The sequence below is a fragment of the Pseudoalteromonas sp. P80D2 genome, assembly GCF_036680945.1.
GTDB classification, from domain to species: Bacteria; Pseudomonadota; Gammaproteobacteria; order Enterobacterales; family Alteromonadaceae; genus Pseudoalteromonas; species Pseudoalteromonas shioyasakiensis.
In genome coordinates this window covers 377,109-400,737 of the sequence record NZ_JAZDAR010000047.1, presented here as the reverse complement: position 1 = coordinate 400,737, position 23,629 = coordinate 377,109, and the positions used below count along the sequence as shown (strand labels likewise).

The following is a 23,629-nucleotide window of genomic DNA, read 5'->3' as shown; positions in this document are numbered from 1 at the left end:
TATCTCTAATCTGTAGAAAAGGTGAGCAGGACTTATTCATCTTTATTTCGTATTTTCCTATTGACTAAAATGAATACAGGTTTAATATTCACAAAGTTTCAATAATTACTGAAACTTCATAATCAATATTTGTCGTGTCTACCGCACCCGCTAACAAGGAGCTAAACAATGATAGATGAAACATTTGTGGATCTATCGCGATTGCAATTTGCAATCACTGCCCTATTTCACTTCCTATTTGTTCCCCTTACCTTAGGTATGACGTGGATTTTAGTGATCATGGAATCCGTTTACGTGATGACAGGTCGCGAAATTTATCGTGATATGACTAAGTTCTGGGGTAAGTTGTTTGGTATTAACTTTGCGATTGGTGTGGCGACAGGTCTAACCATGGAGTTTGAGTTTGGTACCAACTGGTCTTATTACTCTCACTATGTGGGCGATATATTTGGCGCACCGCTAGCGATTGAAGGCTTAATGGCTTTCTTCTTAGAATCAACCTTTGTCGGTATGTTCTTTTTAGGCTGGGAGCGTTTGAGTAAACGTCAGCATCTAGGTGCTACCTTCTTAATGGCATTAGGGACTAACTTATCTGCGCTATGGATTTTAGTAGCAAATGGTTGGATGCAAAACCCAGTCGGTGCTGAATTTAACTACCAAACCATGCGCATGGAAATGACTAGCTTTGCTGAATTAGTATTTAACCCTGTTGCACAAGTTAAGTTTATTCATACCGTATCAGCAGGTTATGTTGCAGCATCTATGTTTGTACTTGGTATTAGTAGCTGGTACATCTTAAAAGGTCGCGACCTTGCTTTTGCTAAGCGTTCGTTCTCGGTTGCTTCAGGGTTTGGTTTAGCGTCTATTCTTTGTGTTATTTTACTTGGTGATGAATCTGGATACGAAGTTGGCGAAGTGCAAAAAGTCAAACTCGCAACTATTGAAGCTGAGTGGCATACCGAAGAAGCCCCTGCCGCATTTACTTTAGTTGGTATTCCTGACTCAGAAGAACAAGTCACCCATGCCGCTGTAAAAATCCCTTATGCACTTGGCATCATTGCTACTCGCTCTATTGACGAGCAAGTAACGGGTATTAAAGATCTTGAAAAGCAGCACGAAGAACGTATTCGCAATGGCATGATTGCATACGAATACTTAGAAAAGCTTCGTGGCGGTGAAGACACACCAGAAAACATTGCAAAGTTCGATACCTTAAAAGACGACCTTGGCTATGGTTTGCTACTTAAGCGCTACACCCCTAACGTGGTAGATGCAACAGAAGAGCACATTCAAAAAGCAGTGAAAGACTCAATCCCTCAAGTCGGCCCTATGTTCTGGTCATTTAGAATCATGGTTGGCTGTGGTGTGATCATGCTTGGTGTATTCGTCCTCGCATTTTATTACAACGCACACCGCATTATTGAACAAAAGCGCTGGTTATTATGGGCTGCGGTATGGAGTATTCCTCTGCCTTGGATTGCCATTGAGTTTGGTTGGATTGTTGCGGAGTACGGCCGCCAACCGTGGGCAATTTCGGAAATTTTACCGACCTTCTTGGCAACCTCGTCACTCACGGTGAATGACTTATTGATTAGTATTACTGGTTTCTTAGTTTTCTATACAGGTCTTGCTGCGGTTGAAGGCTGGCTGATGCTGCGCTTTATTAAACAAGGCCCAAGCTCACTTCATACCGGTAAATATCACCATGAACTTGCTAAAGCGGATTCACTTGCAAGCCAAGGAGCTCAGTCATGATTTTTGATTACGAAACACTAAAACTAATCTGGTGGCTGTTAATTGGTGTCTTACTGATTGGCTTTGCAGTGACCGATGGTATGGACATGGGTGTGGCAATTTTGCTTCGCCTAGTTGGTAAAACCGATGTTGAACGCCGTACAGTTATTAACACCATTGGCGCTCACTGGGATGGTAACCAAGTTTGGTTCATCACCGCTGGGGGTGCACTGTTTGCAGCTTGGCCTATGGTATACGCGGCCGCTTTCTCTGGCTTTTACTTTGCTATGATGCTGGTGTTATTTGCGTTATTTTTCAGACCGCTTGGTTTTGATTATCGCTCAAAAATAGATTCACCGCGCTGGCGTAATAACTGGGATTGGGGTCTATTTGCTGGCAGCTTTATTCCGGCTTTAGTATTTGGTGTGGCATTTGGTAACTTATTACTGGGCGTGCCTTATCATATCGACGACCTACTGCGTGTAAGTTATCAAGGTTCATTCTTTGCTTTATTAAACCCGTTTGCCATTGTTGTTGGCTTAGTGAGTGTACTAATGCTGGTTGGTCATGCAGGCATGTGGTTACAACTTCGTACTGATGCAGAGGTTGCTAAACGCTCAGCACAATATGGTCAATATGCACTGATGGCGTTTATTGTGCTGTTTGCTTTAGCAGGTGTGTGGGTATCGCAAATTGACGGATATAAAATCGTTAGCATGGGCGATACTCAAGGTTTTGCAAACCCGCTTGCTAAAACAGTAACTCAGGCACCGGGTGCATGGCTTGATAACTATACAAAAATGCCATTAACCATGCTGTTCCCTGCCCTTGCATTCGTGATGGCGGCACTGGCAATTGTATTATCTAAATTACAAAAACCAGCAATGGCATTGGCTGCGTCAAGCTTAATGCTTGCAGGCGTGATTTTAACAGCGGGTATGTCAATGTTCCCGTTTGTGATGCCTTCGAGCAACAACCCAAATATTAGTTTAACTATGTGGGATGCGGTTTCGAGCCATATGACACTTAACGTGATGTTTATCGCTGCGGTTATTTTTGTACCACTTATTCTTATCTACACAACATGGTGTTATGTGAAGATGTGGCGCAAAGTAACGATTAGTGAAATTGAAAACAACACTCACGGTAGCTATTAAGGAGATTTAAATATGTGGTATTTTGCCTGGATTTTAGGTGTTCTATTAGCCTGTACACTTGGGGTGATCAACGTAATGTGGTACGAATTTCACCAACATAAAGATTCGATTGCTGATGATGAGCTAGAGCTGTACGCGAGACTCAAAAACACCGATGACAACTAAACCCCGACCAAATCGCGCGCAGCAGCAAACGCTGCGCGCTTTTTTAAAGCAGTATAGCCAGTCCGCTTCAGGGCTTCTTAAATTAAGCATTAGTCTGGGCACACTCAACGCCCTATTAATGATTGCCTCTTGTTATCTTCTTGCAAACGCGGCTCATCGAGTCATGTTTGAACAAGCAAACTTGCAAGCCGTAAGCCCATTATTATGGCCGCTGGCAGGGCTAATTTTAGTTCGTGCTTTGTTGGTTACGCTAAGTGAACGCGTAAGTAACCTCGCCGCATTAAAAATAAAAAACGTGATGCGTAATACACTGCTAGAAAAGCTCAGCAAACTTGGGCCAGCCTACAGTGAACAAAAAGGTCACGGCGCAACACTTAACACCTTACATAATGGGGTGGAAGCACTGCATCAATATTACGCAAACTACATTCCGAGTGTGGCTTATAGCGCGCTTATTCCATTAGCGATATTGGTGGTGATTTTTCCAACCGATTACAAAGCAGGCCTCATCTTCCTTTTAACAGCCCCGCTTATCCCCTTTTTTATGATTTTAGTGGGCCATAAAGCGGAGCAATTAAACCAAGAACGTTGGCAACAACTCGCGGTACTTGGTAATTACTTTTTTGACCGAGTACAAGGACTGACTCAACTCAAGCTCTTTAATGCAACCAAGCGTGAGCTAAATAGCATCAGTCAGATTTCTGATGATTACCGTGGTGCTACTATGGGGGTATTGAAAGTTGCCTTTTTATCGTCTTTCGCCCTTGAGTTTTTAGCCACCATTAGTGTCGCCCTTGTTGCTGTGATCATTGGCTTTAGATTGTTTTTTGGAACGCTCGATTTTGCCACTGGATTTGTGGTGTTACTACTGGCCCCTGAGTTTTACTTACCACTTCGACAAATGGGTACTCACTATCATGCAAAACTTGAAGGGATCAGCGCCGCTGCTGATATGGTCGACATAATCAATCAAAGCGATGCTGATGAACATGTCGGGTCATCTAAACTTGAGTTACCGCTAAAAGACATACAGCTGAATGCACTTACCTTTCACTACCCAGAAACAAACGAGGGGGTGACTGATATCAACCTAACCCTGCCAAGCACAGGCTTAATTGCCTTTGTAGGTGAAAGTGGTTCGGGTAAAAGTACCTTGTTTGATTGCCTATTAGGTTTTCATCATCAGGCCAATAGTGCCATTAGCATTAACGGGCAACCACTGAGTGATACGGTATTAGCTGATTGGCAAGCACAGCTGGCGTGGATCCCACAGCAAGCCACGTTATTTTATCGGACCGTTGCAGAGAACCTGCGTTTAGCTAAACCTGATGCAAGCCAAGCAGAACTCGATGAAGCAGCGAGTAAAGCAGGTGCACTTGAATTTATTACAGCCTTACCTGATGGCTTTAACACCTTGCTCGGTGAACAAGGCGAAGGCCTCTCTGGTGGGCAAAAGCAGCGCATAGCCCTTGCCCGTGCATTTTTGAAGAATGCCCCAGTGCTGATGTTAGATGAGCCTACCGCTCACTTAGACAGCCAAACAGAGCATTTAATCAATCAAGCTATCCGAGAGTATGCAAAAGACCATTTAGTGCTGGTTATTGCTCACCGACTGAATACGGTTAAACACGCCGATAAGATTTACGTTATGCAACAAGGTCACATTGTTGAATCTGGTCAGTACCAGCAACTGACTGAGCAAGCGGGCCTTTTTGCTAAACTGGTAAGCCATGGTGACGCCCATGCATAACTTTATACGTCTATTAAAACTGTGCAAACCTCATACTGGCATGTTGCTTTTAGGGGCTTTTTTAGCAAGCTTAACGGTTCTCGCTAATGTGGGCTTGCTCGCTATATCTGGGTGGTTTTTAGCAGCTATGGCAGCGGCGGGCATTGCGGGTGTGCAGATGAATTACTTTACCCCTGCTGGAGTGATCCGCTTTTTAGCTATCGTGCGCACAGCGTCTCGTTACGGTGAGCGGATGATAACTCATAATGCTACCTTTTTATTGCTGAGCGAAATTCGCGTAAACATGTTCAAGACTCTGAGCCAACTAAACAATGTTGACTTAGCAATGAGTCGTAGTAGCGATTTATTTAACCGGCTACAGAATGATGTCGATGCGCTGGATAAATTCTACCTCAATGTGCTGCTGCCGATTATTGTCGCCTTGATCAGCATTCCTATCGTAATGGCCTTCATGGCCATGTATAACGCTGAGGTTGCATTAGTTTGCTTTACTTCACTGATGATTATTGGCGTGCTGCTTCCCGCATTGTTAAGCCATAAGCTTCATCAACAAGCGGATACCGAAACCCAACTTTCAGCCGAGTTAAGAGCTGAACTTGCCGATACACTATCAGGTGCCAGAGAGCTTGCTGTATATCAAGCACAGGCGGCGCAATTAGCGCATTGTGACTCACTCAGTAAACAATACAACAACCAGCTCTATAATCGCCACAAAGCCGTGGCAAACAGTAATGGTTTAAGCACTTTGGTGATCCAACTCACCATGCTGGCCAGTGTATTTATGATAATTCCACTGGTTACAATGGGGACTATGAAAAACGTTGAACTGGCGATGCTCGCGTTATTTGTATTAGCAAGCTTTGAAACCGTGCTCACCCTGCCTACGGCATTTATTGAATTGCCGCTTACTTTAAGTGCCGCAAAGCAACTGTTTGATCTTGAAGATAAACACAGCAGCTTAGCCGAAAAGCCAAACAACTTAGATGATCAGCTAGCAAACCAATTAGCTGACAAATCAGGGCTTGGTCTTGAGCTAAGCGAGGTCAATTACCAATACTTGGGGGCAAAAAGTAAAGCCCTTAGCAATATCAATTTTGCGATTACACCCGGCAGTAAAGTTGCTCTAGTCGGTGCCAGTGGCAGTGGCAAAACCACTCTAGTTAACTTACTCACGGGCCTTTGGCCGCTGCAATCAGGCTCATTAAAGCTCACCACCAAGCAAGATAACTTTGAACTTGAAAGCTTGAGCACTGCAACACGCTTTAAGCAGCTAACGATAGTTGCCCAGCAGCATCATATTTTTGATGGCACGCTACGTGAAAATCTTCGCTATGCAGCTTTTGATGCGACAGATGAAATGCTTATTGAGGCCTGTGAACAAGCTGAACTTGGCTCTTGGCTTAAGAACTTAAAAGCAGGCCTTAATACCCGCTTAGGAACAGCAGGCAGAAAGCTTTCTCATGGTCAGTCACGTCGTATTGCCATTGCCCAAGCTCTATTAAGGCAAGGTAATTTAATCATTCTTGATGAACCAACAGAGAGCCTAGATAATCACACTAAGCAAAACTTGCTGACTACACTTGAGAAAATATGGGCAGATAAAACCATGCTGACCATTACTCACGACCCAGCAATGCTAAGTCGTGTTGATAAGGTTATTTGGTTAGAGCAAGGACATGTAAGAGCCCTTGCAAGTCATGCTGAATTAATGGCTAATGAGGCCGACTACGTAGAACTTATTACCCGTTTTTAATCGAGCTGCTCAACGGTGACGTCAATCACACCTTGCTTGACTGAGGCAATTTGTGAAAACGCCTTTTTTGATAAGTCGATAATACGACCGCGGATAAATGGGCCGCGGTCATTAATGGTAACAATCACGCTTTTATTGTTAGCAATATTAGTAACTTTTACTCTGCTGCCAAAACCAAGCGTTTGATGAGCCGCGCTCAATGCCTGTTGATTAAACACCTCACCACTTGCTGTCGTTCGGCCATGATATTTATCAGCGTAATAACTGGCTTTGCCTTTTTCTATTGCTCCTTTAGATACCGAAGGCGCACTACTACAACCACTTATAATTAAGCTTAACAATGCAAAAATGATGAGTTTATTCATATTACTAGATCCTTTTTTGCCATGAAGATAGCAAGCACTGACTTAGCAAAACCTGAACTATATCAAGTTACCTAATTAAGCGAATGAGTATAAAAACAAAAAAGCCACCTTACGGTGGCTTTTATAGAAGTTCGCTTATGATTAGCGAATAATTCCGCGCTCTGAGCTTTTCACGAAGTCTATCATCAGCTGAACAGCTGGGTACTTCGCAGCATCTTCACTTAGCTCAGCGATTGCTTCTTCAACACCTAAGCTCTTACGATAAAGCGTTTTATATGCACGGCGTGTTGCCATGATTTCATCGCTTTCAAAGCCACGGCGTTTCATGCCTTCAGTATTGATTGCTACAGGGCCTGCCGGCGTACCAATAGTAGTTACAAATGGCGGTACATCTTTATTAACGCCTGAGTACATACCTACAAAGGCATGTGAACCAATTTTACAGAACTGGTGAACACCTGAATTACCTGCAAGGATCACCCAGTCACCTACGTGTACGTGGCCAGCTACAGAGGCATTGTTAGCAAAAATAACGTTATCGCCCACAACTGCATCATGTGCAACGTGTGTGTAAGCCATAAATAAGTTGTTGCTACCAATTTTTGTTACACCTTGGTCTTGAATCGTACCACGGTGAATTGTCGCACACTCACGGATCACGTTGTTGTCACCAATGATCAAAGTCGTTGGCTCATTCGCATACTTTTTGTCTTGGCAAGCTTCACCAACCGAAGCAAATTGGAAAATATGGTTACCAGAACCAATCGTCGATGGGCCTTTTACAACCACATGAGATTCGATGATACAGTTATCACCAATAGTTACATCGTTACCGATATAGCTGTAAGGGCCAACTGATACGTTATTTCCAAGTTTTGCACCTGGTTCGATTATCGCCGTAGGATGGATCACTATTAAAACTCTCTTCTCGCACACATGATTTCGGCAGTACACACTACTTTGCCGTCAACTTTTGCTTCTGCTGCAAATTTCCATATATTGCGGCGCTCTTTTACAAACTCTACATGCAAATGCATAGTATCGCCAGGTAATACCGGCTGTTTGAATCGCGCATTGTCGATCGCTGCGAATAAATATAGTTCGTTATCGCTACGATTTTCAACTGTCTTAAAACCAAGTAAGCCAGTTGCTTGAGCCATTGCTTCTAAAATCAACACACCTGGAAAGATAGGTTGATTAGGAAAATGACCCGTAAAAATAGGTTCGTTCACTGTTACATTTTTAATCGCATGTAACGACTCGCCTGGCGTGTAATCAAGTACACGGTCAACAAGTAGCATCGGGTAACGATGCGGAAGTAAACTCAAGATATCCTGGATATCAAGACTATTTAATTCATTTGCCAAAATAGCATCCTTATTTGTCTTCAATATTGAGTGACTTAGTCAGTGACTCAAGTGCTTTAATGCGGTCTTTCATATCGCCAAGGTTACGGATATGGGCAATACTACGTCGCCATTCTTTGTTGGTTAGATGTGGCAAGCCTGAAGAATAAATTCCAGGTTCTGTGATTGCCTTAGTCACCATACTCATGCCGGTGATTATAGCACCATCGCATACGCTAATGTGACCATTAATTGCAACCATACCGCCAATCTGACAATTCCTACCGATCACTGTGCTGCCAGCAAATACCGTACAACCAGCAACCGCTGTACCCGAACCGATCTCAACATTATGCGCTATTTGACATTGATTATCGATAATTACATTACTATGGATGATAGTATCGTCTAGCGCACCACGGTCAATTGTAGTAGACGCGCCTACCTCAACCTTATCACCGATGATTACTCGGCCAAGTTGCGGTATTTTCACCCATTCGCCACGCTCGTTAGCGTAACCAAAACCATCACTGCCCACTACCGTATTAGCTTGGAATAAACAGTCGCTGCCAATCTCTACTTCATGGTAAACGCTTACATTTGCCCAAAGCTTAGTGCCTTGGCCAATTTTTGCGTGCTCACCAATAAAACAGCCTGGGCCAATCTGCACATCGTTTGCAATTACAGCGCCCGCTTCGATCACCACATTGGCGGCGATCGCGACATTATCGCCAATAGAGGCTGAATCGTGAATGACTGCACTTGGGTGAATACCCGTCACTGCTGAGCGCGGTGTGGTATCCATTAGCTGAGCAAGTTTGGCGTAACAAACATAAGGATTAGCAACAATGAGCTTATTACCCGAAAAGTACTCAGCATCTGCTGGTGATAAAATCACCGCACTTGCTTGAGTATCTTCTAATTGCGAGCGATATTTCTTGTTCGCTAAAAATGCAATATGCCCATGTTGGGCATTTGCAAGTGTAGATATTTTTTTAATCTCTGTGGCGCCGTCACCTTGAAGCTCGGCGCCCAGAAGATCCGCTATCTGCGAAAGCGTGTAGTTTTGCATATATGATTTCTATTGCTTACTTACTTTTTCAACAACTTTGCTTGATAAGTCATCGACAGTTTTAGGGTTAACATAAATCGTTGTTTCTTTAACTTTAACTTCATCGAATTTGCCAGCTTTCGCTACTTCTTCGATTGCATCTAAGATTAGCTTTTGAACTTTAGCTAGTTCTTGGTTTTGACGCATTTTGATTTCTTGCTCTAAAGGACGACCTTTTTCAGCAAGTTGCTGCTGCATACCTTGAATCTTAGTACGTAATTCTTCTTTTTGCTTATCGCTCATCGTTGTTGCTTCACGCTTGAACTTTTCAGCTTCAAAACGGATATCACCTTGAAGTTTTTCTAGTTCTTGACGACGCTCTGAGAATTCAGCTTCTAAAGTTTGCTCTACTTTAGCCATTTGTGGGATTTGCTTGTAGATTTCTTGCATATCAACGATACCTACTTTGTGCGCGAATGCGTTAGTAGATAGACCCATAGATAAAGTAGCAAGTAGTGCAAAAGCTGTTGATTTAATTGATTTATTCACGAAAAAACTCCTTTAGAATGTATTACTAATGTTAAAGCTGATGGTCTTCGTATCGTCATCTTCTTCTTTTTGCAATGGATACGCAAAACTGATCAGCATTGGACCCATCGGAGAGATCCATTGTAGAGAAAGACCGGTTGAAACCCTAAAGCGCATCGGATCTGAGTAATCATCCAATTTTGCACGTTCATCTGTTGAAAGGTTTTGATAACGGTCAATATTAAACTCTGTATCCCATACGTTTGCAGCATCTACGAAGAAGCTAGTACGTACAGAGCTGGTGTTTTCTTCATCTAAGAAAGGTGTTGGAACAATAAGCTCCATCCCTGCTACCGCTTTGGCATTACCACCAATTCGGCCTGCTGTTTGTAATTGGTCAAATTCTGATGCACCACCAATGCTACCTGTTGTTGTACCATCAGGTAATGGTGTACCAGGAACGCTTTGCGGAAAACGTGATACGGCACGTGGTAAGATCGTATTACGGTCAAAGCCACGTAGTTCCATTTCAGTAATTCTGAAGAACTCTTGGAACGGCAGTGTTTGGTCATAACCATTGGTTGTACCGTAACCATTACCGTAACCAAGTGCCGCACGCGTTGAGAACACCCAGCGGTGGTCATTACTGATTGGCCAGTAGAAACGCGAGTCATAATTTAGCTTAAAGTACTGTAAATCAGAGTTTGGCGTTGTCGCAGTTAAGTTAAGAGATTGGCGCGAACCTGCTGTTGGGAATAAACCACGGTTAACAGTAACACGTGACCAACCTGCGCTTAACTCGTACTTAGTAAAGTCAAAGCCTGCGTCTGGATTTTCAGGGTCTAAGAATGTTTCACGAATAACACGTGTTTGCTCATATTCTGCAATATCAGACAGCTCTTCTTGCACCCAACGAACACCAAAGTTAATACGGTTTACTGCATCGATTGGGAAACCAATGTTTGTACCAATACCATAACTCTTCGATTTATAGTCGATTAGGCTGAATTTACTTGCATCATAGTTACTGTAGAAGATGCTACTACCTTGCGATACACCATCTGGCGTAAAGTAAGGGTCAGTATAAGACACACTAATACGTTCAGAACCACGTGAGGTATTAATGTTGAAACCAATTTGGTTACCGGTACCTAAGAAGTTTGATTCACTCACACCAATGTTAAATTGCAGACCCAAGTAAGAACCATAAGCAAGACCTGCGTTAAAGCTACCTGCAGATTGTTCTTTCACAGTGAAATCTACATCAACTTGGTCATCTACACCTGGTACTGGCACAACATTAAAATCAACGCTTTCCATGTAAGGTAAACGCTGGATTTGCAGTTTAGAGCGCTCAAGGCTTTGGTTTGATAACCACGCACCTTCAAGCTGTGTCATTTCACGACGAACCACTTCATCAGAAGTATTTTGGTTACCGCCCACAATAATACGACGAACATAAACACGTTTGCCCGGATTAACAGAAAGCGTTAATTGAACTTCTTTGTTTTCGTCATCAATCTCAGGGATGGTACGTACTTCAGCATTGGCATAACCAAAACGTGCTAAGTAGCTTTTGATAAACTCTTCTGATGATGTCACCACAGAGCCGTTATAAAGCTCGCCAGTTTTTAGCGGGATAACGCTCTTAATAAGCTCTTCACGGCCTAACAAGTCACCAATAAAGTCAAAGCCTTTCACTTTGTATTTAACACCTTCGGTGATATTTGCTGTTACATAAACAGAATCACGCTCAGGACTAACTGATACTTGTGTCGAATCGATATTAAAACGTAGGTAACCACGGTCTAAGTAGTAACTACGAATTTTCTCTAAATCGCCTTCGATAGTTTGCTTTTGGTAGCGGTCACTCGACATGAACTGCCACCAAGGCAAATCTTGTTGAGACTCGGCTAATTTAAGTAGCTCTTCATCTGAGAAAAGCTCGTTACCAACCAAGTTGATTTGACGAATTGACGCTGCGTCACCTTCATCAAATTTGAATAAAAGTTTTACACGGTTACGCGGTAACTTAGTAATGCTTACATCCACTTTTGCATTGTATTTACCAATACTGTGGAAGAATTCAACTAAGCCTTTTTCAATGTTATCAAGAACCGTTTTATCAAGCGGCTCACCAGTACGGATATCTTGCTGGTCTAGCGACTCATTAAGTTGCTCATCTTTGATGTCTTTATTGCCATCAAATTCGATCATGCTGATCGTTGGGCGCTCAGTCACTCGGAAGATAACACTGTTGCCATCACGTAATGCTTTAATATTGTCAAAGTGACCTGAACGATAGAGAGCCTTTATGGTTCTAGAAATTGTGTACTCATCAATATTATCGCCCACGTTGATCGGAATATGCGTTAACGCTGCACCCAGTGCAACACGCTGTAAGCCTTCAACTTTTAAATCATCTACAATAAAGGAGTTTTGGCCTAGGGCTGCAAAGCTAGCACCTAATAAACTTGAAACTGCCAAATGTTTTTTTATAGCCATTTTGTTATCTTTATCCTTTACAACTGTATTACCGCTCAACACCTTATAAATTTAACTTTTGCGGTGTTTTACAATCGTGTTCAAATTGGAATTTTTCGCTTACTTGTTATAAACGCGATACATCATTGAACAAAGCGAAACATGTTAAAAACAGAAGCAGCAAGGCCCCCACTTTAAAACCAAATTCTTGCGTCTTTTCAGAGACCGGCTTTTTGCGAAAAAGTTCAATTATGTAATACATTAAGTGCCCACCATCTAGCACTGGCAGCGGTAATAAGTTAAATACGCCAAGGTTTACACTAATTAATGCTAAAAAGCTTAAAAATGCAACCAAGCCATAGCTTACGCTAGTTCCCGCGCCAACTGCAATGCCCACCGGGCCACTTAAATTTTTAACCGACACCTGACCGGTAATTAAATTACCAATCATGTCAAAACTAAGGGTAATTAAACGCCATGTTTCTTGTATGCCCAGCACAATACTATCGACAGGGCCATAATGTCTAGTTTCAATATAGTTTTCTGGCCATGGCTCAACCACCGGAGACACACCTAAAAAGCCCTGAGCAACGCCGGCATCATTGGTTCTGCTTTGTGGCGTCACTGACAGCTCTTTTATACTATCTTGCCTTTGTACACTAAATTGTAAGGATTTGTTAGGTGATTGCTGAATTAGTGAAACTAACTGGGTCCAACTGCTGATATTTTCACCATTTACAGCAAGAATTTTGTCGTTAACCTGTAAGCCTGCAGCTTCTGCCGCCGAGCCTTTGCTGATCATCGCCACTTCTAAAAGTGCTTTAGGACGAAATGGCACAATGCCTATAGAGGTTAATGGTGGTACGTCTTGTTGATCTAATTTCCAACCATCTAAGTTAAGAGTACGCACATGCTTTTGATAATTCTGATCGCGAAGCGTTACCACAACACTTTGCTCACCTAAGCGGCTCATTAGCGAGAATGTGGCATCTTGCCAAGTATTGATATCGTCCTCACCAATTTTAATAATTTGCTGGTTTGGCTCAATATTAGCAGCTGCGGCACGGCTGCCTTGAGTCACCTCACCCACCACAGGTTTTAATGACTGAACACCCACCATATACATTACAGCAAGGGCAAAAATGGCAAATAAAAAGTTTGCCATCGGGCCTGCAGCCACAATCGCAATGCGTGCTTTTACTGATTTAGCATTAAATGATAAATGGCGCTGCTCTGGCGGCACTTCGTCAACACGCTCATCAAGCATTTTGACATAACCACCTAGTGGGATTGCTGCAATTACATATTCGGTTTGGTGTTTGTCGTACCACTTGATCAACGGCTTACCAAAGCCAATTGAAAAACGTAGCACTTTCACGCCGGCTTTTCGCGCAACCCAGAAATGACCATATTCATGCACAGTCACTAAAATACCCAGAGCAAGAATAAATGAGCCAAGATTCCAGAAAAAATCAAACATGCTAGTTGATGCCTCTTTTTACAAACTCAGTCGCTTTTACACGTGCAGCTTGGTCGCAAGCTAAAATCTCGTCGAGAGTTTGCACGTTGATGTTTTGTGTTGCATTGAGCGTTTCAGCGTTAATTCGATAAATATCTGTAAAGCCGATTTGACCATTTAGAAATGCTGCAACCGCTATTTCATTCGCCGCATTTACTGTGGTGGTTGCACCTTGCCCCATTTCACACGCATCAATGGCAAGTTTTAAATTAGGGTAACGAGCATAATCTGGTTTAGTGAAAGTAAAATCTGCCATTTGTGAAAAATCGAGCGGTTTGACACCCGCATCGACACGCTCAGGAAAAGCTAAAGCATGAGCAATTGGTGTGCGCATATCTGGATTACCCATTTGCGCAAGCACTGAGCCATCTTGATATTGCACCATAGAGTGAATAATACTTTGTGGGTGGATCACCACTTCAATATCACTGGCACAGCAGTTAAACAGCCACTTGGCTTCTATAAACTCTAGGCCTTTATTCATCATAGTCGCTGAATCAACAGAAATCTTTTGTCCCATTGACCAGTTTGGATGTGCCACTGCCTCAGCAACAGTCACTGATGGTAATGTCGCTAAATCACGCTTTAAGAAAGGACCGCCAGAACCTGTAAGCAAGATTTTGCTTACACCATTATCAGCAAGTAGGCCTGATGCATTCTGTAATGATGCTGGCATACATTGGAAAATCGCATTATGTTCGCTGTCGATAGGCAGTAAAGTGGCGCCATGTTGTTTGACTTTATCAATAAACAACTGACCCGACATAACTAGCGACTCTTTATTCGCTAGCAACACTTTTTTGCCAGCTTCAACTGCACTTAAAGTCGGTAACAGACCTGCTGCACCTACTATCGCCGACATCACTACATCAACATCTGTATGTGCAGCAAGCTCACACATCGCATCAACACCTGCTAGCACCTGTGTGCTGCATGAGCTTTTAGCGAGTAAAGTCGAAAGCGCGCTAGCGGCTTGTTGATCAGCCATAACTGCAAACTTAGGCTGATGTGCGATACACAACTCAGCCATTTGCTCGGCATTTTTACCCGCCGCTAATGCAAAAACCGCAAAGCGCTCCGGGTTTCTAGAAACAACATCTAAGGTGCTTAAACCGATTGAACCAGTTGCGCCCAGTACAACAAGTTGCTCTACTTTGCTCATAAACTCAGTGTCCATGCGTAGCAAAGTACAAAAATTGGCGCAGCTGCAGTTAAGCTATCGATACGGTCTAAAATACCGCCATGACCTGGTAAACATGAACCGCTGTCTTTCAAGCCAACTTCACGTTTAAACATACTTTCGAGTAAATCGCCTACCGCTGAGAACAACGCGATAAATGCAGTCATCACGGCATAGATTGGCCAAACACTCATATCAACATTAGTGAAATGGCAAAATGCTAAAACAAAAACAACCGAAGCCACTACACCACCTAATAAACCTTCAATCGTTTTATTAGGACTTACCTTTGGCATTAGTTTACGTTTACCTAAGTTTTTACCAGTAAAGTAAGCACCAATATCTGCGCTCCAAACGATACCAAGTACAACCAAGATAAGCATTGAGCCAAAGTGAGTAGATTCGCCATACCCTGCGCTACGTAGTGTATTTAGTGCAAGCCAAAGTGGCACTAACGTTAAAAAGCCAGCAATGGCACGCATTACAATGCCTTCATTCCAAGCCTTTGCCATAGCTGGGTAGCGCCAAACTAAGTAAGTTGCCACAATCCACCATGCAAATGATAAGGTAAATAGGTAGTTTGCATCACCCACTAATTGACCATTTTGCCAAAGTGATTCAATGGGCCAATGCCAGTTCAGTAATGCCAAAAATGCAGCCGTTGCGGCTACAAATCCAAAGCGTTTAACTTTATCGCATAGGCCCATAAATGCAGACCATTCCCACGCACCGAGCAAAACAATACCAGCGGCGATATAACTAAATAGTGTTAATGGGGTATAAAAAACCAAAATAAGTGCAAGTGGTGCCAACACGAGCGAGGTTAAAATTCGTTGTTTTAGCAATGTGTGTACCTTCAACTAGTAATTAGGTCTCGGCGAGTAATTGTTTTATTTGTTCGCCTGTACAACCAAATCGTCGCTCTCTGGCAACGTAACATGCGATAGCGTCAGCAAATGCAGCTTCATTGAAGTCTGGCCAAAGCGTATCGGTAAAGTAAAGCTCAGCATAAGCCGCTTGCCATAAAAGGAAGTTACTGATGCGTAAATCTCCACCGGTGCGGATCATTAAATCAAGCTCACCTTGGTCGGCCATACTCATTTGTTCAGCCATTAGCTCTTCAGTAATATCTTCTGCGGCCATTTCACCGGCTGCGACCTTTTTCGCAAGCGTTGTTGCAGCGTTAGTAATATCCCAACGTCCACCATAATTAGCTGCCACGTTTAACTGTAGACCCGTATTATTACGAGTTAATTCATGGGCTGCATCAACTTTATTGCGCAAACCTTCTGAAAAGCGTGATAAATCACCAATTATGTTTAGCTTTACATTATTTTTATGAAGTTTTTTAACTTCTTTGCCCAGTACGAATAAAAATAGCTCCATGAGCGTATTTACTTCGTCTTCTGGACGTCGCCAATTTTCGCTACTAAATGCGAATAGTGTTAACGACTGTATACCTAAGCGAGTACAAAATTGCACTGATTGACGAACCGCATCAACGCCCTTTTTGTGCCCATAAACACGTGGGCGATTTTTCGCTTGTGCCCAACGTCCGTTGCCATCCATGATTATAGCGACATGCTTAGGCAAACTTTGCTGGGAAATTTTATCAGCGTTAAGAACCATAAATATCGAGTATTCCATAAAAAAACGCCGTCTAGTATACCCTAGACGGCGTTTCAAAACTAATAAATTTAGTTACGCCTGTTTACTTACAGAATCAGTGTCTGAAAGATAAACAGCAGCGATTAGATTTCCATTAACTCAGCTTCTTTTGCAGCTAGTTGTGCGTCCATCTCTTTGATGAACTTATCAGTAAGCTTTTGGATCTCGTCTTCTGCTTGACGTGCTTCATCTTCAGAAATGTCTTTTTCTTTCAATAAGCTCTTAATGTCACCATTTGCGTCACGACGGATGTTACGTACAGCAACACGACCGCTTTCAACTTCGCCACGTACGATTTTGATAAGGTCTTTACGACGCTCTTCTGTAAGTGGAGGAAGTGGAACACGAATAACAGTACCTGCAGACATTGGGTTTAAACCTAAATCTGAAGCCATGATCGCTTTTTCTACTGCTTGCGCTAGTGACTTATCGAACACGCTAATTGCAAGTGTACGAGAGTCTTCAATTGTTACGTTAGCAACTTGGTTTAATGGCGTGTCAGCACCGTAGTAAGACACTTGAATACCGTCAAGTAATGCTGGGTGCGCACGGCCTGTGCGAATTTTAGATAATTGACTGCCTAGTGCCGCAACACTTTTTTGCATACGTTCTGACGCATCTTTTTTGATATCGTTAATCACGGTTCAATCCTAATCTATTTGCTAGTTTCATCTGAGGCTTGTGAAGAGATAAGCGTTCCTTCATCTTCGCCCATAATAACACGCTTAAGCGCGCCTGATTTATTCATGTTAAATACGCTTAATGGCATGTTGTGGTCGCGCGCCAGCGTAAATGCAGCTAAATCCATAACCTTAAGCTCTTTATCAATGATTTCATTGTAGCTTAAGTGGCGATATAGTGTAGCGTCTGGGTTTTTCACTGGATCATCAGAGTAAACACCATCCACTTTAGTCGCTTTGATTACAGTATCTGCTTCAATTTCAATACCACGTAAACACGCTGCTGAGTCAGTCGTGAAGAATGGGTTACCTGTACCCGCTGAGAAAATTACAACGCGGCCAGATTTTAATAGGCTGATAGCTTCTGCCCAGTTGTAAGCATCACACACACCGTTCAGTGGGATAGCAGACATTAAACGACAATTTACAAATGCACGGTGCAGTGCATCACGCATTGCTAAGCCATTCATTACAGTCGCAAGCATACCCATGTGGTCGCCAACTACGCGGTTCATACCCGCTTCTGCTAATGAACCACCACGCAAGAAGTTACCGCCACCGATAACTAAACCTACTTCTACGTCGAGCTCTACAAGTTCTTTAATTTCTTGAGCCATACGGTCAAGTACTTTTGGGTCGATGCCGAAGCCTTCGTCTCCCATTAATGCTTCACCGCTAAGTTTAAGAAGAACACGTCTAAAAATAGGTTTACGATTGATAGTCATAATATTTGGGCCAGCCTTAGTAATGAGATAAAAAATAACCGCGCTATGGTTACACATAAAACGCGGTTATTTTAAAGAATTTTCATCAGTGACGCAAAAGCTAATAGCAGATTAATTTCATCTTATTGCCCTACGTCACTAAGTTAGAAAATTACTCGCCTTTTGCAGCAGCGATTTGAGCAGCTACTTCAGCAGCGAAGTCTTCTTCTTTACGCTCGATACCTTCACCAACTTCTAAACGGATGAAGTTAGAAACAGTTGCGCCTTTCTCTTTAAGAATTTCGCCAACTGATTTTTTAGGTTCCATGATGAAAGCTTGACCAGTAAGAGAGATCTCACCAGTGAATTTCTTCATACGACCGATAACCATTTTCTCAGCGATTTCAGCAGGCTTGCCTTCGTTCATCGCGATATCGATTTGAACTGCTTTTTCTTTTTCAACAACGTCAGCTGGTACGTCTTCTGGGTTTACGAACTCAGGCTTAGACGCAGCTACGTGCATAGCAACTTGCTTAAGTGTTTCTTCGTCAGCTTCACCAACTACAACAACACCGATACGGTCGCCGTGGCGGTAAGAAGAAAGCTTGTCACCGTCGATGTACTCAACGCGACGAACGTTGATGTTTTCACCGATTTTAGCAACTAGAGCAACACGAGTTTCTTCGAATTGTGCTTTAAGTGCTTCGATGTCTGCTTTAGATTCTGCAGCAGCGTCAAGAACTTGGTTAGCGAAACCAAGGAAGTTAGCGTCTTTAGCAACGAAGTCAGTTTGACAGTTAACTTCAAGAAGTGCAGCGAAACCGTTACCTTCTTTGATTAAGATTGTACCTTCAGCAGCGATGTTACCTGCTTTTTTAGCAGCCTTTGCAGCACCGCTCTTACGCATGTTTTCGATCGCTAACTCGATGTCACCGTTAGTTTCAGTTAACGCTTTTTTACAATCCATCATGCCAGCGCCAGTACGCTCGCGTAATTCTTTAACTAGGGCAGCAGTTACAGCCATTAGAATATCCTCAATTGAATTCTGTTATAGGGAAGCGGTATAGGCCGCTTAACAAGAATAACAAGTCTTCATCTTAATTAGATGAAGACTTGATGACAGCTAATTACTCAGCTTCTACGAAGTCGTCTTTCTCAGCTTGAGCAACGATGTTGTTCTCACGACCTTCAGTGATCGCAGCTGATACAGCGCCAGTGTAAAGTTGGATAGCACGGATCGCATCGTCGTTACCAGGTACGATGTAATCAACACCGTCTGGGTTAGAGTTAGTATCAACGATAGCAACAACTGGGATACCTAGGTTGTTAGCTTCACGGATAGCGATGTGCTCGTGGTCTGCATCGATAACGAAAAGCGCGTCTGGAAGACCGCCCATGTCTTTGATACCACCAAGGCTCTTTTCAAGCTTTTCCATTTCACGAGTAAGCATTAACGCTTCTTTCTTAGTTAATTTCTCGAAAGTACCGTCTTGGCTTTGCGCTTCAAGGTCTTTAAGACGCTTGATTGATTGACGAACTGTTTTCCAGTTAGTCAACATACCACCTAACCAACGGTGGTTTACGTAGAACTGCTCGCTTTGGATCGCTGCTTCTTTAACTGCTTCGCTTGCTGCGCGCTTAGTACCAACGAAAAGTACTTTACCTTTGTTAGAAGCTGCGTTCGATAAGAACTTAAGTGCTTCGTTGAACATTGGTACAGTTTGCTCTAGGTTGATGATATGAACACGGTTACGAGCGCCGAAGATGAAAGGCTTCATCTTAGGGTTCCAGTAACGTGCCTGGTGACCAAAGTGAACACCAGCTTGAAGCATATCGCGCATTGAAACGTTTGCCATTTGTATAATCCTCTATAATTTAGGGTTAGGCCTCCACATATCCCATAGCACCAACACCGCAGTTAATTTGTAACTTAAGTGCACCCAAGTGTATGTGACGATACGTGTGTGTGTTAAAATAAAATTGTGTTTGCCTTAAATACAAAAAATCAGTTAAGAATTTATTTGTAAAAAGACGGCGCGCTTTATACCATATTAAAATTGAAAACTCAACGTCTAGTGCAAAATTTGTGCACTAAAAACTGACCTGAAAAACAACTTTGGAGCCTCAATGAGTGCTGTGATCAAGACCCCTGAAGAAATCGAAAAAATGCGTGTTGCCGGGCGCTTAGCCGCCGAGGTACTAGAAATGATAGAACCGCATGTGGTGCCAGGTGTAACCACAGATGAACTAAATACAATTTGTCATGATTATATTGTTAATGTTCAAGATGCTATTCCAGCACCGCTTAATTATCACGGTTTCCCAAAATCAATTTGCACCTCAGTGAACCATGTAATTTGTCACGGTATTCCAAATGACAAACCACTTAAAGAAGGCGATAGCGTAAATATCGACGTGACTGTGATCAAAGATGGCTATCACGGTGATACATCTAAGATGTTCCACGTTGGTACGCCTAACATTCAAGGCAAGCGTCTTGCTGATATCACACAAGAAAGCCTATACCTTGCAATTAAAATGGTTAAACCAGGCGTACGCTTAGGTGATATTGGTGCTGCAATCCAAAAATACGCAGAAAGCTTTAGCTATTCTATCGTTCGTGAATATTGTGGTCACGGCATTGGTGCTGAGTTCCACGAAGAACCTCAAGTAATGCACTATGGTAAAGCAGGTACTGGCGAAGTATTAAAAGCAGGTATGTGCTTAACAATCGAGCCTATGGTTAATGCTGGTAAACGCCAATGTAAGCTACTTAAAGACAACTGGACTGTCGTAACAAAGGACCGTTCATTGTCTGCGCAGTGGGAACATACACTGTTAGTGACTGAAAATGGTGTTGAAATTTTAACGCTCCGATCAGATGATACTATTGACAGGATCATCGAACACTAGGAGCCAGCCCCAGTGGCATTACCCAATAAAGTAAAAAAGTTGCTCAGCCAAGCTGAGCAACTTAGCGATTATCGCGATTGTTCTAGTTATTTTTATAAATGGCTACAGAACGAATTCTCAAAACAACCCGTTAGCAACTTAATTAATGCCCGCGCTGAGTTTATCGACCGCTTATTAATTAAACTGTTTCACGATTACGACCTTGCTCACGAAAGTGATCTTGCCCTGATTGCTGTGGGTGGTTATGGTCGTGGCGAACTACACCCCTATTCCGATATCGACTTTATGTTGCTAGTAAGCGAGCAGCCAAGCGAAGCCGTGTGCGAAAAAATTGGTCAGTTCGTTACCATGCTTTGGGATCTTAATTTAGAAATTGGTCACAGCGTTCGCACTATAGAACAAGCATTAGAACAAAAACGCGAAGATGTGACATTTGCCACCAGCTTACTCGAAAGCCGATTAATTTTCGGTAACCATATCGAATTCGAAAAATTAAAAAATCATTTAATAGATACGCCTATTTGGCGCTCAGACGAATTCTTTTTGGCAAAAGTACAAGAACAAAGTTTACGCCATAAAAAATGCCATGGTACGGCTTATAACCTTGAGCCGAATATCAAAGAAAACCCAGGTGGCCTGCGCGACTTACAGACCATTATTTGGGTTGCTAAAAAGCACTTTAGAGCCGAAACATTACAAGAACTTATAAATCACGGCTATCTTACTCACGAAGAATACCAAGAGCTGTCTGAATGTTTAGAAAACCTCTGGAACATTCGTTTTGCGCTGCACATCGCTGCGGGTCGCTCTGAAAACCGCTTATTGTTCGATCATCAACCTCATGCCGCAGAAATTCTCGGCTTTGGTAGTGACGGTAAAGCCTCGGTCGAGCGCATGATGAAACGCTTATTTAGGATCATGAGCCGCGTACGTGAGCTTAACCAAATGCTGCTTTCATACTTTGAGCAAAGCATTTTACCGGGTGCTGGTGAGTTACCTGTGATTGAGCTTGACCGTAACTTTGAGCGTATTGGTCATCAAATTCGTGTTAAGAATCCGTCGGTGTTCTTCCGCCGTGATCAGCTATTTGTGTTGTTCGAGCATATTGCTGATAACCCAGAGATCACCCATATTTACCCAAGTACCATACGTACAATGCGCCAAGTTCGCCGTCGTTTATTGGGTGATTTACAAGATTACGCCGCCTGTCGCGAAGCATTTTTGCGTTTAATCAAACACCCTAACGGTATGGGCCGCGCATTTACGCTGATGCACAAGCACGGCATTATTGCTGCCTACTTACCACAGTGGCGTAATATTTTTGGCCAAATGCAGTTCGATTTATTCCATGCCTACACTGTGGATGAACATACCCATAAACTCATCAACAATATTTATAAGTACTTTGATAAATCAAAAGTCAGCGAATTTCCGTTATGTAGTGAAATTGTCACTCGTATGGATAAGCCTGAGTTACTTTATTTAGCCGGTATTTTCCACGATATTGCTAAAGGCCGTGGTGGCGATCACTCTGAGCTTGGTTCAGTTGATGCAATTGCGTTTGCTAAGCTACACCGCTTCCCAGCCTCAGATGGCAAGCTTATTTCGTGGTTAGTGGCTAATCACTTACTTATGTCGGTTACAGCGCAGCGTAAAGATATTAATGACCCAGATGTAATTAAAGACTTTGCAAGTAAGGTGAAAAATGAGCGCCAGCTTGACTACTTATACTGCTTAACCTTGGCCGATATTCGCGCAACTAACGATAACCTGTGGAACGATTGGAAAAATACCCTACTACGTGAGCTGTATTTACACACCCAGCGCGCGCTTCGTTTAGGGCTTGAAAATCCAATGGACCAACGTGATCAAATACGTGATAAAAAACAGCAAGCCAAACAGCGCTTACTGAACCACGGTTGTAACGAAGATCAAATCGACTTAATTTGGAGTCGCTTTAAAGCCAATTATTTTACTGCTTTTAGCGAGCAACAGATTTCGTGGCACACAGAGCACTTACTAAGCTGTGACGATTTAAGCCAGCCTAGCGTTGCCGTGTCTAACACCGCAATGCATGGTGGTACACAAGTATTTGCTTATAGCCCTTACTCGGGCAGTTTATTCTCACGTTTAGTTAGTGTGATTGGTTCGAAAAAAGCACAGATTCAACATGCGCAGGTACTGACCACAAAAGATGGCTACGTGCTATTTAGCTTTGTTATTTTAGAGGTCAATGGTGACCCGATTGCGAGTAACCGTTCGCAAGGCATTAAACGTGCTTTAGATCTTGCAATTAGCGACCCGAAAAAGAAAATTCGCCTTAAAAAGAATCGCTCTCAGCGCTTCAAAGACTTTAATATCAAACCAAAAATTGTGCTTAGACCGCATGCCCGTAAAGACCGCAGCTTAATTGAAATTCAAGCGGTGGATATTCCGGGTCTATTAACAAAAATTGCGGAAGTATTTCAAGCGCACTTATTACATATTCATGCCGCACGGATCACCACAGTTGGTGAGCGTGCAGAAGATTTCTTCGTGGTATCAAATAACGAATACCAAGCATTAACAGACGAAGAGCAGGCTAAAATTCATCAAGCATTGCGTAAAAAACTCAACGCAGAAACCGAATAAG

21 protein-coding genes are annotated in these 23,629 nt (G+C 42.8%); 7 read left to right on the top strand and 14 right to left on the bottom strand.

All coding sequences use genetic code 11. The features are described from left to right. The first annotated feature begins 168 nt into the window (after positions 1–168). From VRK28_RS13845 to cydC, 5 genes are read left to right on the top strand one after another with little or no spacing between them, the layout of a single operon-like run. Positions 169–1,755, top strand: coding sequence for a cytochrome ubiquinol oxidase subunit I (locus tag VRK28_RS13845; protein WP_058586269.1), 1,587 nt, complete (start codon positions 169–171; stop codon positions 1,753–1,755). Next, positions 1,752–2,891, top strand: coding sequence for a cytochrome d ubiquinol oxidase subunit II (gene cydB / locus VRK28_RS13840; RefSeq protein ID WP_055021939.1), 1,140 nt, complete (start codon positions 1,752–1,754; stop codon positions 2,889–2,891). Before VRK28_RS13845 ends, cydB begins: the two co-directional genes overlap by 4 nt. A 12-nt stretch (positions 2,892–2,903) precedes the next feature. Further along, positions 2,904–3,056, top strand: a complete 153-nt coding sequence (cydX, locus tag VRK28_RS13835) for a cytochrome bd-I oxidase subunit CydX (RefSeq protein ID WP_054553108.1) — start codon at positions 2,904–2,906, stop codon at positions 3,054–3,056. Next, positions 3,046–4,806 carry a thiol reductant ABC exporter subunit CydD gene (gene cydD, locus VRK28_RS13830; protein WP_062566890.1) on the top strand — a complete coding sequence of 587 codons (1,761 nt, stop codon included), beginning with the start codon at positions 3,046–3,048 and terminating at the stop codon, positions 4,804–4,806. The genes cydX and cydD overlap by 11 nt, the downstream gene beginning before the upstream one ends. Then, on the top strand, positions 4,799–6,559 hold the full coding sequence (gene cydC, locus VRK28_RS13825) for a thiol reductant ABC exporter subunit CydC (RefSeq protein ID WP_062566889.1): 1,761 nt from the start codon (positions 4,799–4,801) through the stop codon (positions 6,557–6,559). The genes cydD and cydC overlap by 8 nt, the downstream gene beginning before the upstream one ends. On the opposite strand, the gene VRK28_RS13820 is transcribed toward cydC, so the two are convergent. The 14 genes from VRK28_RS13820 to rpsB form a co-directional block, all read right to left on the bottom strand. Further along, the gene (locus VRK28_RS13820; RefSeq protein WP_062566888.1) at positions 6,556–6,924 is read right to left on the bottom strand and encodes a septal ring lytic transglycosylase RlpA family protein; all 369 of its coding nucleotides are present in this window, start codon (positions 6,922–6,924) and stop codon (positions 6,556–6,558) included. The genes cydC and VRK28_RS13820 overlap by 4 nt on opposite strands. A gap of 141 nt (positions 6,925–7,065) precedes the next feature. Continuing rightward, positions 7,066–7,836, bottom strand: coding sequence for an acyl-ACP--UDP-N-acetylglucosamine O-acyltransferase (gene lpxA / locus VRK28_RS13815; RefSeq protein WP_054553112.1), 771 nt, complete (start codon positions 7,834–7,836; stop codon positions 7,066–7,068). Between the two features lie 2 nt (positions 7,837–7,838). Continuing rightward, the gene (gene fabZ / locus VRK28_RS13810) at positions 7,839–8,291 is read right to left on the bottom strand and encodes a 3-hydroxyacyl-ACP dehydratase FabZ (protein WP_054562040.1); all 453 of its coding nucleotides are present in this window, start codon (positions 8,289–8,291) and stop codon (positions 7,839–7,841) included. Between the two features lie 10 nt (positions 8,292–8,301). After that, on the bottom strand, positions 8,302–9,342 hold the full coding sequence (lpxD, locus tag VRK28_RS13805; RefSeq protein ID WP_062566887.1) for a UDP-3-O-(3-hydroxymyristoyl)glucosamine N-acyltransferase: 1,041 nt from the start codon (positions 9,340–9,342) through the stop codon (positions 8,302–8,304). A gap of 9 nt (positions 9,343–9,351) precedes the next feature. Next, on the bottom strand, positions 9,352–9,870 hold the full coding sequence (locus VRK28_RS13800) for an OmpH family outer membrane protein (RefSeq protein ID WP_054553115.1): 519 nt from the start codon (positions 9,868–9,870) through the stop codon (positions 9,352–9,354). 12 nt (positions 9,871–9,882) lie between these two features. Continuing rightward, complete coding sequence (gene bamA / locus VRK28_RS13795; protein ID WP_332394036.1) at positions 9,883–12,354, bottom strand: outer membrane protein assembly factor BamA; 2,472 nt, start codon at positions 12,352–12,354, stop codon at positions 9,883–9,885. Positions 12,355–12,460: 106 nt separating this feature from the next. Further along, positions 12,461–13,813: a sigma E protease regulator RseP gene (rseP, locus tag VRK28_RS13790; RefSeq protein WP_062566885.1), complete on the bottom strand. Its 1,353-nt coding sequence runs from the start codon at positions 13,811–13,813 to the stop codon at positions 12,461–12,463. Between the two features lies 1 nt (position 13,814). Beyond that, positions 13,815–15,014, bottom strand: coding sequence for a 1-deoxy-D-xylulose-5-phosphate reductoisomerase (gene ispC, locus VRK28_RS13785; protein WP_062566884.1), 1,200 nt, complete (start codon positions 15,012–15,014; stop codon positions 13,815–13,817). Continuing rightward, positions 15,011–15,877, bottom strand: a complete 867-nt coding sequence (locus VRK28_RS13780) for a phosphatidate cytidylyltransferase (RefSeq protein ID WP_054553119.1) — start codon at positions 15,875–15,877, stop codon at positions 15,011–15,013. The genes ispC and VRK28_RS13780 overlap by 4 nt, the downstream gene beginning before the upstream one ends. Positions 15,878–15,899: 22 nt before the next feature. Beyond that, positions 15,900–16,679 (bottom strand): isoprenyl transferase, encoded by a 780-nt coding sequence (locus VRK28_RS13775; RefSeq protein ID WP_054553120.1) that lies wholly within the window; start codon positions 16,677–16,679, stop codon positions 15,900–15,902. A 104-nt stretch (positions 16,680–16,783) separates the two neighbouring features. Beyond that, entirely contained in the window at positions 16,784–17,341 is a 558-nt protein-coding gene (gene frr / locus VRK28_RS13770) for a ribosome recycling factor (protein WP_054553121.1), read from the bottom strand. Positions 17,342–17,355: 14 nt separating this feature from the next. Further along, complete coding sequence (gene pyrH, locus VRK28_RS13765; RefSeq protein WP_054553317.1) at positions 17,356–18,105, bottom strand: UMP kinase; 750 nt, start codon at positions 18,103–18,105, stop codon at positions 17,356–17,358. A gap of 151 nt (positions 18,106–18,256) precedes the next feature. Beyond that, positions 18,257–19,108 (bottom strand): translation elongation factor Ts, encoded by an 852-nt coding sequence (gene tsf, locus VRK28_RS13760; RefSeq protein WP_062566883.1) that lies wholly within the window; start codon positions 19,106–19,108, stop codon positions 18,257–18,259. Positions 19,109–19,211: 103 nt separating this feature from the next. Continuing rightward, positions 19,212–19,940 carry a 30S ribosomal protein S2 gene (gene rpsB / locus VRK28_RS13755; RefSeq protein ID WP_054562046.1) on the bottom strand — a complete coding sequence of 243 codons (729 nt, stop codon included), beginning with the start codon at positions 19,938–19,940 and terminating at the stop codon, positions 19,212–19,214. 247 nt (positions 19,941–20,187) lie between these two features. On the opposite strand from rpsB, the gene map reads away from it, so the two are divergent. Both map and glnD read left to right on the top strand, forming a co-directional pair. Next, a complete protein-coding gene (map, locus tag VRK28_RS13750; protein ID WP_258536709.1) occupies positions 20,188–20,997 on the top strand; it encodes a type I methionyl aminopeptidase in 810 nt (269 codons plus the stop codon). Between the two features lie 12 nt (positions 20,998–21,009). Then, the gene (gene glnD, locus VRK28_RS13745; RefSeq protein ID WP_062566881.1) at positions 21,010–23,628 is read left to right on the top strand and encodes a [protein-PII] uridylyltransferase; all 2,619 of its coding nucleotides are present in this window, start codon (positions 21,010–21,012) and stop codon (positions 23,626–23,628) included. Position 23,629: the final 1 nt, after the last annotated feature.

What these genes read in the sequence shown, in the direction of transcription:
- cydB (WP_055021939.1), top strand. Translation starts at nt 1,752, where the DNA reads ATGATTTTTGATTACGAAACACTAAAACTAATCTGGTGGCTGTTAATT.
- pyrH (WP_054553317.1), bottom strand. Translation starts at nt 18,105, where the DNA reads ATGACTATCAATCGTAAACCTATTTTTAGACGTGTTCTTCTTAAACTT.
- VRK28_RS13845 (WP_058586269.1), top strand. Translation starts at nt 169, where the DNA reads ATGATAGATGAAACATTTGTGGATCTATCGCGATTGCAATTTGCAATC.
- lpxD (WP_062566887.1), bottom strand. Translation starts at nt 9,342, where the DNA reads ATGCAAAACTACACGCTTTCGCAGATAGCGGATCTTCTGGGCGCCGAG.
- rpsB (WP_054562046.1), bottom strand. Translation starts at nt 19,940, where the DNA reads ATGGCAAACGTTTCAATGCGCGATATGCTTCAAGCTGGTGTTCACTTT.
- VRK28_RS13820 (WP_062566888.1), bottom strand. Translation starts at nt 6,924, where the DNA reads ATGAATAAACTCATCATTTTTGCATTGTTAAGCTTAATTATAAGTGGT.
- rseP (WP_062566885.1), bottom strand. Translation starts at nt 13,813, where the DNA reads ATGTTTGATTTTTTCTGGAATCTTGGCTCATTTATTCTTGCTCTGGGT.
- ispC (WP_062566884.1), bottom strand. Translation starts at nt 15,014, where the DNA reads ATGAGCAAAGTAGAGCAACTTGTTGTACTGGGCGCAACTGGTTCAATC.
- cydX (WP_054553108.1), top strand. Translation starts at nt 2,904, where the DNA reads ATGTGGTATTTTGCCTGGATTTTAGGTGTTCTATTAGCCTGTACACTT.
- cydC (WP_062566889.1), top strand. Translation starts at nt 4,799, where the DNA reads ATGCATAACTTTATACGTCTATTAAAACTGTGCAAACCTCATACTGGC.
- VRK28_RS13775 (WP_054553120.1), bottom strand. Translation starts at nt 16,679, where the DNA reads ATGGAATACTCGATATTTATGGTTCTTAACGCTGATAAAATTTCCCAG.
- cydD (WP_062566890.1), top strand. Translation starts at nt 3,046, where the DNA reads ATGACAACTAAACCCCGACCAAATCGCGCGCAGCAGCAAACGCTGCGC.
- tsf (WP_062566883.1), bottom strand. Translation starts at nt 19,108, where the DNA reads ATGGCTGTAACTGCTGCCCTAGTTAAAGAATTACGCGAGCGTACTGGC.
- bamA (WP_332394036.1), bottom strand. Translation starts at nt 12,354, where the DNA reads ATGGCTATAAAAAAACATTTGGCAGTTTCAAGTTTATTAGGTGCTAGC.